Origin of the sequence: Salmonella sp. 2020_1459 (genome assembly GCF_043847915.1) — a bacterium.
In the GTDB taxonomy this organism is placed as follows: Bacteria; Pseudomonadota; Gammaproteobacteria; order Enterobacterales; family Enterobacteriaceae; genus Salmonella; species Salmonella enterica.
The window spans coordinates 131,787-142,979 of sequence record NZ_JBCMFA010000002.1 but is presented as its reverse complement, the minus strand read 5'-3'; the positions used below and the strand labels follow the sequence as shown (position 1 = coordinate 142,979).

The 11,193-nt window shown below is 52.9% G+C and carries 11 protein-coding genes; 7 read left to right on the top strand and 4 right to left on the bottom strand.

The annotated features are described in order from the left end of the window. The first annotated feature begins 33 nt into the window (after positions 1-33). From ftsZ to mutT, 5 genes are all read left to right on the top strand, one after another. On the top strand, positions 34-1,185 hold the full coding sequence (gene ftsZ, locus ACH0VJ_RS05645; protein WP_000462785.1) for a cell division protein FtsZ: 1,152 nt from the start codon (positions 34-36) through the stop codon (positions 1,183-1,185). 100 nt (positions 1,186-1,285) lie between these two features. Beyond that, complete coding sequence (gene lpxC, locus ACH0VJ_RS05640) at positions 1,286-2,203, top strand: UDP-3-O-acyl-N-acetylglucosamine deacetylase (RefSeq protein WP_000595487.1); 918 nt, start codon at positions 1,286-1,288, stop codon at positions 2,201-2,203. A 279-nt stretch (positions 2,204-2,482) separates the two neighbouring features. Further along, entirely contained in the window at positions 2,483-2,980 is a 498-nt protein-coding gene (gene secM / locus ACH0VJ_RS05635; protein WP_000014332.1) for a secA translation cis-regulator SecM, read from the top strand. A 61-nt stretch (positions 2,981-3,041) separates the two neighbouring features. Continuing rightward, positions 3,042-5,747, top strand: coding sequence for a preprotein translocase subunit SecA (gene secA / locus ACH0VJ_RS05630; protein ID WP_000905756.1), 2,706 nt, complete (start codon positions 3,042-3,044; stop codon positions 5,745-5,747). Positions 5,748-5,898: 151 nt separating this feature from the next. Beyond that, the gene (mutT, locus tag ACH0VJ_RS05625) at positions 5,899-6,294 is read left to right on the top strand and encodes an 8-oxo-dGTP diphosphatase MutT (protein WP_000736060.1); all 396 of its coding nucleotides are present in this window, start codon (positions 5,899-5,901) and stop codon (positions 6,292-6,294) included. A gap of 33 nt (positions 6,295-6,327) precedes the next feature. Here the strand turns inward: mutT and ACH0VJ_RS05620 are convergent, their stop codons facing one another. Continuing rightward, positions 6,328-7,317, bottom strand: a complete 990-nt coding sequence (locus ACH0VJ_RS05620; protein ID WP_001200034.1) for an aldo/keto reductase — start codon at positions 7,315-7,317, stop codon at positions 6,328-6,330. Between the two features lie 85 nt (positions 7,318-7,402). Here ACH0VJ_RS05620 and ACH0VJ_RS05615 point away from each other — a divergent pair, with 85 nt between their 5' ends. Further along, positions 7,403-8,344 (top strand): LysR family transcriptional regulator, encoded by a 942-nt coding sequence (locus tag ACH0VJ_RS05615; protein WP_023196622.1) that lies wholly within the window; start codon positions 7,403-7,405, stop codon positions 8,342-8,344. On the opposite strand, the gene yacG is transcribed toward ACH0VJ_RS05615, so the two are convergent. Genes yacG through coaE form a run of 3 tightly spaced genes read right to left on the bottom strand, consistent with a single transcriptional unit; the run spans position 8,341 to position 9,905 of the window. Continuing rightward, positions 8,341-8,532, bottom strand: a complete 192-nt coding sequence (gene yacG, locus ACH0VJ_RS05610; RefSeq protein ID WP_001286419.1) for a DNA gyrase inhibitor YacG — start codon at positions 8,530-8,532, stop codon at positions 8,341-8,343. The genes ACH0VJ_RS05615 and yacG overlap by 4 nt on opposite strands. A gap of 9 nt (positions 8,533-8,541) precedes the next feature. Beyond that, positions 8,542-9,285, bottom strand: a complete 744-nt coding sequence (gene zapD / locus ACH0VJ_RS05605; protein ID WP_000557443.1) for a cell division protein ZapD — start codon at positions 9,283-9,285, stop codon at positions 8,542-8,544. Further along, positions 9,285-9,905 (bottom strand): dephospho-CoA kinase, encoded by a 621-nt coding sequence (gene coaE, locus ACH0VJ_RS05600; RefSeq protein WP_001270913.1) that lies wholly within the window; start codon positions 9,903-9,905, stop codon positions 9,285-9,287. The genes zapD and coaE overlap by 1 nt, the downstream gene beginning before the upstream one ends. A 225-nt stretch (positions 9,906-10,130) precedes the next feature. On the opposite strand from coaE, the gene ACH0VJ_RS05595 reads away from it, so the two are divergent. Beyond that, positions 10,131-11,174, top strand: coding sequence for a GMP reductase (locus ACH0VJ_RS05595; protein WP_001217361.1), 1,044 nt, complete (start codon positions 10,131-10,133; stop codon positions 11,172-11,174). The last annotated feature ends 19 nt before the right edge of the window (positions 11,175-11,193 follow it).

The following is an 11,193-nucleotide window of genomic DNA, read 5'->3' as shown; positions in this document are numbered from 1 at the left end:
CCTCAGGCGACAGGCACATGACGGAGAGAGATTATGTTTGAACCTATGGAACTAACCAACGACGCGGTGATTAAAGTCATCGGCGTCGGTGGTGGCGGCGGTAACGCTGTTGAACACATGGTGCGCGAGCGCATCGAAGGTGTTGAATTCTTCGCGGTGAATACCGACGCTCAGGCGTTGCGTAAAACGGCGGTTGGCCAGACCATTCAAATTGGTAGCGGCATTACCAAAGGTCTGGGCGCCGGCGCTAACCCGGAAGTCGGTCGTAACGCGGCGGACGAAGACCGTGAAGCGCTGCGTGCGGCGCTTGAAGGCGCAGACATGGTATTTATCGCGGCAGGCATGGGCGGCGGTACCGGAACCGGCGCGGCGCCAGTGGTTGCTGAAGTGGCAAAAGATTTAGGTATTCTGACCGTTGCCGTGGTGACTAAACCTTTCAATTTTGAAGGTAAAAAGCGCATGGCATTTGCGGAGCAGGGTATCACTGAGCTGTCCAAGCATGTGGACTCGTTGATCACCATCCCGAACGACAAGCTGCTGAAAGTGCTGGGCCGTGGTATCTCCCTGCTCGACGCGTTCGGCGCGGCTAACGACGTGCTGAAAGGCGCGGTTCAGGGCATCGCAGAGCTGATCACCCGCCCGGGTCTGATGAACGTCGACTTTGCTGACGTGCGTACCGTGATGTCTGAAATGGGCTACGCAATGATGGGCTCCGGCGTGGCGAGCGGTGAAGACCGTGCGGAAGAAGCGGCTGAAATGGCTATTTCTTCTCCGCTGCTGGAAGATATCGACCTGTCCGGCGCGCGCGGCGTGTTGGTCAACATTACTGCGGGCTTCGACCTGCGTCTGGATGAGTTCGAAACCGTCGGTAACACCATCCGTGCCTTTGCATCGGATAACGCCACCGTGGTTATCGGTACCTCTCTGGACCCGGATATGAACGACGAACTGCGCGTGACCGTTGTTGCCACTGGAATTGGTATGGACAAGCGTCCTGAAATCACTCTGGTCACCAATAAACAGGTGCAGCAGCCGGTGTTGGATCGTTATCAGCAGCACGGTATGGCGCCGCTGACGCAGGAGCAAAAAACGGTCGCGAAAGTGGTTAACGACAATACACCACAGGCGGCGAAAGAGCCGGATTATCTGGATATCCCCGCATTCCTGCGTAAGCAAGCTGATTAAGAATTAGCTGGAATTTGGGATTCTGGGCTCTTTGTGCTAAACTGGCCCGCCGAATGTATAGTACACTTCGGTTGGATAGGTAATTTGGCGAGATTATACGATGATCAAACAAAGGACACTTAAACGTATCGTTCAGGCGACTGGCGTCGGTTTACACACCGGCAAAAAAGTCACCCTGACATTACGCCCTGCGCCGGCCAATACCGGGGTCATCTATCGTCGCACCGACTTGAATCCACCGGTAGATTTCCCGGCCGATGCCAAATCTGTGCGTGATACCATGCTCTGTACGTGTCTGGTGAATGAGCATGATGTACGGATTTCAACCGTTGAGCACCTGAACGCTGCTCTGGCGGGCTTAGGTATCGATAACATCGTTATTGAGGTTAATGCCCCGGAAATCCCGATCATGGATGGCAGTGCCGCTCCGTTTGTCTACCTGCTGCTTGATGCCGGTATTGATGAACTGAACTGCGCCAAAAAATTCGTACGCATCAAAGAGACTGTTCGGGTTGAAGATGGCGATAAATGGGCTGAATTCAGACCGTACAATGGTTTTACGTTGGATTTCACCATCGACTTTAACCATCCGGCGATCGATTCCAGCAGCCAGCGCTACGCGATGAACTTCTCTGCGGATGCGTTCATGCGCCAGATCAGCCGTGCGCGTACCTTCGGTTTTATGCGTGATATCGAATATCTGCAGTCCCGCGGCCTGTGCCTGGGCGGCAGCTTCGATTGTGCCATCGTTGTTGACGATTATCGCGTATTGAACGAAGACGGCCTGCGTTTTGAAGATGAATTCGTTCGTCACAAAATGCTCGACGCGATCGGTGACTTGTTCATGTGTGGTCACAATATTATAGGTGCGTTTACCGCGTATAAATCCGGTCACGCATTGAATAACAAATTGTTACAGGCAGTCCTGGCAAAACAGGAAGCCTGGGAATTTGTGACCTTCCAGGACGACGCAGAACTGCCGTTGGCTTTCAAAGCGCCTTCGACGGTACTGGCATAACGACATACGCTGTCGTATAAAATTCGACTGGTTAACCTGGCACTCTCTCCGGCCAGGCGAGCCAGTCGTTTTTTTTTACTATCCTTTATCTGCGCTTTCCTTAATACAGCCATTTTGACAGGGTTAAATGGAAACACGGCGCGTTCGCTGTTTTCTTAGCCGATTTTCACCTTAGCTTCTCGTCATTACTGCTGTAGCGCGTACGCTTTAATGATAAGATTTGTGCGCAAATTGTTTTGATTCCGTAAGCCCATGAGGGGCATATCAGGTGGCAATGACGTGAGTGGAATACTGACGCGCTGGCGACAGTTAGGCAGACGATACTTCTGGCCGCATCTCTTATTAGGGATGGTCGCGGCGAGTTTTGGTTTGCCCGCGCTCAGTAACGCCGCTGAAACCAATACGCCTGCAAAGACGACCGCCAGCACCGCGTCTAAAGTTAACTTTAGCCATCTTGCGCTGTTAGAAGCCTCTAACCGTCGTCCCAATTTCACCGTAGATTACTGGCATCAGCACGCTATTCGCACGGTGATTCGCCACCTTTCTTTTGCAATGGCGCCGCAAACGCTGCCCGTTGCCGACGCGCCGTCGCCATTACAGGCGCATCATATCGCCTTACTGAATACGCTCAGCGCGATGCTCACGCAGGAGGGCACGCCGCCGGCGATTGTTCGTCGCCTCTCCCTGGCGTATTTTGCGCCACAAACCGCATTTAGCATCCCGGCCTGGATAAGTCAGGCGCAGGGTATCCGCGCCGGTCCGCAACGTCTCAGCTAACGAAAAAAGACCCTTTTACTTTATTTGTAGCTCCGCGGCGCGGGGCATTTGAGACTTTATTATGCTAATCAAATTATTAACCAAAGTATTCGGTAGCCGTAACGATCGTACGCTGCGTCGTATGCGTAAGGCCGTCAGCCTTATTAATGCGATGGAACCGGAGATGGAAAAACTCTCCGATGACGAACTGAAAGCGAAAACCAACGAATTTCGCGCCCGTATTGAAAAAGGCGAAAGCGTAGAGAGCCTGATTCCGGAAGCATTCGCGGTGGTGCGTGAAGCCAGTAAACGCGTCTTTGGGATGCGTCACTTCGACGTTCAGCTATTGGGTGGTATGGTGCTCAACGATCGCTGTATCGCCGAAATGCGTACTGGTGAAGGTAAAACGCTGACCGCAACGCTGCCAGCCTACCTGAACGCGCTGTCCGGCAAAGGCGTTCATGTGGTAACCGTGAACGACTATCTGGCGCAGCGTGACGCCGAAAACAACCGTCCGCTATTCGAATTCCTCGGTATGTCCGTTGGTATCAACCTGCCAGGTATGCCTGCGCCCGCCAAACGTGAAGCTTACGCTGCCGACATCACTTACGGCACTAACAACGAATACGGTTTTGACTACCTGCGCGACAACATGGCGTTCAGCCCGGAAGAGCGCGTGCAGCGTAAACTGCATTATGCGCTGGTGGATGAAGTCGACTCCATCCTGATCGATGAAGCGCGTACGCCGCTGATTATTTCCGGCCCGGCGGAAGATAGCTCGGAAATGTACAAAAAAGTGAACAAAATCATTCCGCACCTGATTCGTCAGGAGAAAGAAGATTCTGACACTTTCCAGGGCGAAGGCCACTTCTCCGTTGATGAGAAAGCGCGCCAGGTTAACCTGACCGAACGCGGTCTGGTGCTGATTGAAGAGCTACTGGTGCAAGAAGGCATTATGGATGAGGGCGAGTCGCTCTACTCGCCTGGCAATATTATGCTGATGCATCACGTCACCGCCGCGCTGCGCGCGCACGCGCTGTTTACCCGTGACGTGGATTACATTGTGAAAGACGGCGAAGTCATCATTGTTGATGAACATACCGGTCGTACCATGCAGGGGCGTCGCTGGTCTGACGGTCTGCACCAGGCGGTAGAAGCAAAAGAAGGCGTTGAAATTCAGAATGAAAACCAGACGCTGGCGTCTATTACCTTCCAGAACTACTTCCGTCTGTATGAAAAGCTGGCCGGTATGACCGGTACGGCGGATACTGAAGCCTTCGAATTTAGCTCTATCTATAAGCTGGACACCGTCGTTGTTCCGACCAACCGTCCGATGATCCGTAAAGATTTGCCGGATCTGGTCTACATGACCGAGGCGGAAAAAATCCAGGCCATTATCGAAGATATTAAAGAGCGTACCGCGAACGGTCAGCCAGTGCTGGTCGGGACGATTTCTATCGAGAAATCTGAAGTGGTCTCCAGAGAGCTGACCAAAGCGGGCATCAAACATAACGTACTGAACGCAAAATTCCACGCCAACGAAGCAGGCATCGTTGCGCAGGCTGGTTATCCAGCGGCGGTCACTATCGCTACCAACATGGCGGGTCGTGGTACCGATATTATGCTGGGCGGTAGCTGGCAGGCGGAAGTCGCCGCGCTGGAAGCGCCGACGGAAGAACAGATTGCGCAGATTAAAGCGGACTGGCAGGTACGCCATGACGCGGTTCTGGCTGCCGGCGGTCTGCATATCATTGGCACCGAGCGCCATGAATCCCGCCGTATCGACAACCAGCTTCGTGGCCGTTCCGGTCGCCAGGGCGATCCGGGTTCTTCCCGTTTCTACCTGTCGATGGAAGATGCGCTGATGCGTATTTTCGCCTCCGATCGTGTCTCCGGTATGATGCGTAAACTGGGGATGAAGCCGGGCGAAGCGATTGAGCACCCATGGGTGACGAAAGCTATCGCTAACGCGCAGCGTAAAGTAGAAAGCCGTAACTTCGATATTCGTAAGCAACTGCTGGAATATGATGATGTGGCGAACGATCAGCGTCGTGCAATTTATACCCAGCGTAACGAACTGCTGGATGTGTCTGACGTGAGCGACACCATTAACAGCATTCGCGAAGATGTCTTTAAGGCGACTATCGACGCCTACATTCCGCCGCAGTCGCTGGAAGAGATGTGGGATATCCCGGGTTTGCAGGAACGCCTGAAAAACGACTTCGACCTGGAGATGCCGATTGCCGAATGGCTGGATAAAGAGCCAGAGCTGCATGAGGAGACGCTGCGTGAGCGCATCCTGGCGCAATCCATCGAGGTGTATCAGCGTAAAGAAGAGGTGGTTGGCGCTGAAATGATGCGTCATTTCGAAAAAGGCGTGATGCTGCAAACGCTTGATTCCCTGTGGAAAGAGCATCTGGCGGCGATGGATTACCTGCGTCAGGGTATTCATCTGCGTGGCTATGCGCAAAAAGATCCGAAGCAGGAATACAAGCGCGAATCCTTCGCTATGTTCGCCGCGATGCTGGAATCGCTGAAATATGAAGTAATCAGTACCCTGAGCAAAGTCCAGGTACGTATGCCGGAAGAGGTCGAAGCGATGGAAATGCAGCGTCGCGAAGAGGCGGAGCGCCTGGCGCAGATGCAGCAGCTAAGCCATCAGGATGACGATGCCGCCGTGGCTGCCGATCTGGCCGCCCAAACCGGCGAACGTAAGATTGGACGTAACGATCCTTGCCCTTGCGGTTCTGGTAAGAAATACAAACAGTGTCACGGTCGCCTGAGCTAATGCGATAAACTTACCGGCCTGATAAGACATAATGTGTTGCCATCAGGTCAGTACTGGCATTATTGCCGAAGGGCGCTACGCTTATTCGGCCTGGCATTGAACACAGATAAAAAGGCGCAGGCGACTGCGCCTTTTTTATGGATGCAACAAGATGAAAAAACTGCAAATCGCGGTTGGGATTATCCGCAACCCGAACGACGAAATTTTTATTACCCGACGCGCCGCTGATGCGCATATGGCGAACAAGCTGGAATTTCCCGGCGGAAAAATTGAAGCCGACGAAACACCAGAGCAGGCGTTGATCCGGGAGTTACAGGAAGAGGTGGGGATTACGCCAACACAGGTGACATTATTCGACACTCTGGAATATCAATTCCCGGATAGACACATTACGCTGTGGTTTTGGCTGGTTGAACGCTGGGAGGGCGAACCGTGGGGGAAAGAAGGACAGCCGGGACGGTGGATCGCGCAGAACGCGTTGAATACGGAAGATTTTCCGCCGGCCAATGAACCGATTATTCGTAAATTACGCCAATTTTCGCCTTAGTGGGGGATCGCAACACGATCCCCATCGATCTTATTAGCGATTTAATGTCGACATAATTTCCGGCCAGTAGCGGGGGCCGGCCGCGGCGTCGTGAGGAAAAACCGCCTCAATTGCCGCCAGCTCCTGCGGGCTTAGGGTCAGTGATAACGCGCCGAGGTTTTCATCCACCCTGGCGCAGTGGCGGGTGCCGGGAATGGGAACGATGTGCCTGTTGCGGGCCAGCAGCCAGGCCAGCGCTAATTGTGCGGGGGTACACTCTTTTTCGCGTGCCATTTGTTTTATTGCTTCAGCCAGACGTAAATTGCGCGAGAAGTTCTCACCCATGAACCTGGGATTTGTGCGACGGAAGTCATTCGCAGCAAAATCTTCTGGCGTTTTAATCGTACCGGTCAGAAATCCGCGTCCCAGCGGGCTGTAAGCGACGAATCCTATACCCAACCGTTCACAGGTGGAAAGTGCTGAAATTTCCGCTTCGCGGGACCAAAGCGAATACTCACTTTGCAGCGCGGTAATAGGGTGAACGTTATGGGCGCGTTCCAGCGTTTGCGTTGATGCTTCGGATAGCCCGAGATAACGCACTTTTCCCTCGCGCACCAGGTCCGCCATTGCACCGACAGTCTCTTCTATGGGGACTGATGGATCAACGCGATGTTGGTAGTACAGATCGATATGATCGACCCCCAGGCGTTGCAGACTTTGCTCACAACTACGGCGAACGTACTCTGGTCTGCCATTGACGCCACGCGCCATAGGGTTAGCAGGGTCGAGAACGATACCAAATTTCGTCGCTAAAAATACCCGATCGCGACGATCGGCGATGGCTCTTCCGACTAACCTTTCATTGGTATAAGGGCCATACATATCTGCGGTATCGAGCAGTGTTACCCCCTGATCTAACGCATAATGTAGCGTCTTAATTGAGGTGCTGTCGTCATGAGCGCCGTAAAATGCGCTCATGCCCATACATCCCAGTCCGATGGCTGACACTCGCGGTCCGTTTGCGCCTAATGTACGATATTGCATACTGCCTCCATGAGGATATTTTGAGCATGGCAGGCAGTCTATACCTGGCGTATAAGATGAAAAATAGGGGGAATAAGCATGGTTTATGAAGGCTGGCTTAATAATGCGTCATGATGTGATGTCCGTATTGCATGCTTTTTGCATGATTGCTGAAAACCATAGCTTCACGCGGGCAGCGGCGCAGTTACATATTTCCACGTCGGCGTTAAGTCAGAATATGCGCCAACTGGAGGATGAACTTGGCGTGAAATTGTTGAACCGAACCACCCGGCGTGTCGGTTTGACAGAAGCAGGACATGCCTTTCTTGCCAGTATCAGGCCCGCATTAAACCATATTGATGAGGCGATGGAACATGCCCGCCAGAGCCGCGATATACCCGGAGGGACATTACGCCTGACCGTACCGCGCACGGCGGCTACGCTTTTGTTACAACCTAATCTCGCCGGTTTCATGCGCGATTATCCCGATATTCGGCTGGATATCGATGTGAATGACGGTTTTGTGGATTTAATTAACGAACGCTTTGATGCCGGTATTCGCTTTGGCGATGCGGTACAACTTGATATGAATGTCGTTCCGCTCGGTGATGTTTTACGCCCGGCGATCGTAGCATCCCCTGCATACCTTGCGCGTTTTGGCACGCCGCTGCACCCTCAGGAACTCATCAATCACCGCTGCCTTTGCCATCGTTTTACGCGTGAGAGCGGGCTATATCGGTGGGAGTTTGTTCACGGAGCGCAACGGCTGGAAATTACGCCGGAAGCCGCGTTAATGGTGAATGATAAAGCGTTGCGTCTCTCCGCCGCGCGTGATGGGGCAGGGCTAACCTATGTTTTTGAACAGGATGTCCACGAAGACTTACAGGATGGGCGGTTGTGTTCCGTACTTGACGAGTGGCTGCCTGCGGCGGACCGGTTTTATTTGTATTATCCCGGCCGCGCGCATATGGCACCAAAACTACGCGTATTTATTGATTATTTTTGTCATAAGGCGATATTGCCGTCTCAACAGAGCCATCACTGTTAGCGCTCTTCGCTCCAGTCGTCGCTATCAGACTGGTCGCCGCTGCTGGCGATTCGTTTCTCTTCGGCGGCCCATTCGCCCAAATCAATTAGCTGACAGCGTTTAGAACAAAATGGGCGGAAGGGGCTAATTTCCCCCCAGACGACCGGTTTACCGCAGGTCGGACAGTTTACGACGGTCACGTCAGACATTTTTACTCCTTAGCAACAGGCCAGTTCAAAATCAAGACGCTCCGGCACCAGACCATTTTCACTATCCAGCGGCATAAAGCGAATGGCAAAACGGCTCTTATGGCCGGAAATTTGCGGATAAAGTTGTGAATCGAGCGTCAGCATAAGACGCAGCAAATCGGCGTCGTCCCCGTTATCCTGATAAAAACCGTTCAGGCTGGTTTGCTTACGGAAAGGTGCTGAATTACGGATCAGATCAAGCACCAAAGTCAGTGCCTGGGTGAGGGGATTCAGGCTGGCAAGCCAGGTTTCAATCTGGGCGTCGCGCTGCGCCTGTTGTAGGTGCAACCAGATATGCAGAGTGGGTAAATCGAAACTGCAACAGCCGCCAGGAATACTTAAGCGTTGACGCACAAGGGCAATCAAGCGATCTTCGCGTAGCTGCTGGCCAATCCTCGGGGCGGAGATCAGCACGCTGCCCGCGGATTTTAACTGCTGGCGCAGGGCTTCAATACGGTCTTGATCGACGCCGGGAACCTCAACCCAGGCCTGTAATTTACGCTGCTGGCGCTCCAGTTCTTTCAGCAGTTCGGTACGGACTTCGCCCCGTTCGAACACATCCAGTAGATCGCTGATGTTACGGAAAAAATGCAGTGCGCCAGCATGGTCTGCAATTGGCAGGTTGATGGAAAGCTGTTGGATCAAAAACTCTATGCGCAGCCACGTACGCATCTTCTCATTGAGAGGGTGTTCAAATAGGACCTGGGTGTGCATTACGGTTTTTCCTGTGAGACAAACTGCGACGCGAGCTTAAGATAACTGGCGTGCAGGCGGGCCACATCTGATGCGATAGCATCCGGTGCGCCGTTATTATCAATAACATCGTCCGCCACGGCAAGGCGCGCTTCACGCGTCGCCTGCGCAGCGAGAATGTGTTCAACATGCTCGCGCGTAACATCATCACGCTGCATTGTGCGTATGAGCTGCGTTTCGGGCGTCACGTCAACCACCAGTACGCGGTTGGCTTTTTGATACAGCCTGTTTTCAACCAGCAGAGGCACAACCCATAACACATAGGGCGACGTAGCCTGTTGAAACTGTCGTTGGGTTTCCTGCTGAATTAAGGGATGAAGCAGAGCGTTAAGCCAGGCTTTTTCTTCCGGATGCGAAAAAATACGCTCACGCAGCGCCCGGCGACGTAACGTGCCGTCGGCGGCGATAAGTTCAGAACCAAAATGTTCCGCTATTGCGTTCAGGGCGGGCTGCCCTGGCTCAACCATCTGGCGCGCGATAATATCCGCGTCGATGACGGTTATTCCGAGGTCAGCGAAGGCATCAGCGACGGTACTTTTACCGCTGCCAATACCGCCGGTTAAGGCTACGGTATACCTCATATCTCCAGCTTCCGGAATTTTAGTTTGACAATCAAAAGGTTAAATTTTAAACATACAAAGACGATGCGCTCTGAGCATTAACCTACTATTCGCCAGGTAAATTTATGGGATTGTAACGTAAAAAAAGAGAATTTCGCAGTCTTGTACGGCCATGATTAGTGCGTATGATAGCGTCACTGGAGTTGTGAGTTTCGATTTTTCGCCATTAACCCCAGGAATCCGCACATGCGTATTGAAGAAGATCTGAAGTTAGGTTTCAAAGACGTTCTTATCCGTCCTAAACGTTCTACCCTCAAAAGCCGTTCCGATGTCGAACTGGAACGTCAATTCACCTTTAAACACTCAGGTCAGACCTGGTCTGGCGTACCGATTATTGCGGCCAATATGGATACCGTCGGGACGTTTGAAATGGCGCAAGCATTGGCCGGGTTTGATATTCTGACTGCTGTACATAAACATTATACCGTTGAAGAATGGGCAGCCTTTATCAACAAGGCTTCGGCTGATGTTCTGAAGCATGTGATGGTTTCCACCGGGACCTCTGATGCTGATTTCGAAAAAACCGTGCAGATTCTGGCGCTGAATCCTGCGCTGAACTTTGTCTGTATTGATGTAGCCAATGGCTATTCAGAACATTTTGTGCAGTTCGTCGCGAAAGCACGTGAAGCATGGCCGACAAAAACAATCTGCGCAGGCAATGTGGTAACGGGCGAGATGTGCGAAGAGCTTATCCTCTCCGGCGCCGATATCGTGAAAGTGGGAATTGGTCCCGGCTCCGTATGCACGACGCGTGTAAAAACTGGCGTTGGTTATCCGCAACTGTCGGCGGTTATCGAATGTGCTGACGCGGCGCATGGCCTGGGCGGCATGATCGTCAGCGATGGCGGCTGCACCATGCCTGGCGACGTAGCAAAAGCCTTCGGCGGCGGCGCGGATTTCGTTATGTTGGGCGGCATGCTGGCGGGGCACGAAGAGAGCGGCGGCAGCGTGGTAGAAGAGAACGGCGAGAAATTTATGCTGTTCTACGGCATGAGTTCGGAATCTGCGATGAACCGTCATGTCGGCGGCGTTGCGAAATACCGCGCGGCAGAAGGTAAAACGGTTAAATTGCCGCTGCGTGGGCCGGTGGGCAATACCGCCCGCGATATCCTGGGCGGTCTACGCTCAGCCTGCACTTATGTCGGCGCGTCTCGCCTGAAAGAGTTGACCAAACGCACCACCTTTATTCGGGTGCAGGAACAAGAAAACCGCATTTTCAATAGCCTCTAATATTCTGGCTGGCGTAAAT

Bases quoted from the DNA above. Each gene is read 5' to 3' on its own strand.
- ftsZ (WP_000462785.1), top strand. From the start codon at position 34: ATGTTTGAACCTATGGAACTAACCAACGACGCGGTGATTAAAGTCATC.
- lpxC (WP_000595487.1), top strand. From the start codon at position 1,286: ATGATCAAACAAAGGACACTTAAACGTATCGTTCAGGCGACTGGCGTC.
- secA (WP_000905756.1), top strand. From the start codon at position 3,042: ATGCTAATCAAATTATTAACCAAAGTATTCGGTAGCCGTAACGATCGT.
- mutT (WP_000736060.1), top strand. From the start codon at position 5,899: ATGAAAAAACTGCAAATCGCGGTTGGGATTATCCGCAACCCGAACGAC.
- ACH0VJ_RS05620 (WP_001200034.1), bottom strand. From the start codon at position 7,317: ATGCAATATCGTACATTAGGCGCAAACGGACCGCGAGTGTCAGCCATC.
- ACH0VJ_RS05615 (WP_023196622.1), top strand. From the start codon at position 7,403: ATGAAGGCTGGCTTAATAATGCGTCATGATGTGATGTCCGTATTGCAT.
- yacG (WP_001286419.1), bottom strand. From the start codon at position 8,532: ATGTCTGACGTGACCGTCGTAAACTGTCCGACCTGCGGTAAACCGGTC.
- zapD (WP_000557443.1), bottom strand. From the start codon at position 9,285: ATGCACACCCAGGTCCTATTTGAACACCCTCTCAATGAGAAGATGCGT.
- coaE (WP_001270913.1), bottom strand. From the start codon at position 9,905: ATGAGGTATACCGTAGCCTTAACCGGCGGTATTGGCAGCGGTAAAAGT.
- ACH0VJ_RS05595 (WP_001217361.1), top strand. From the start codon at position 10,131: ATGCGTATTGAAGAAGATCTGAAGTTAGGTTTCAAAGACGTTCTTATC.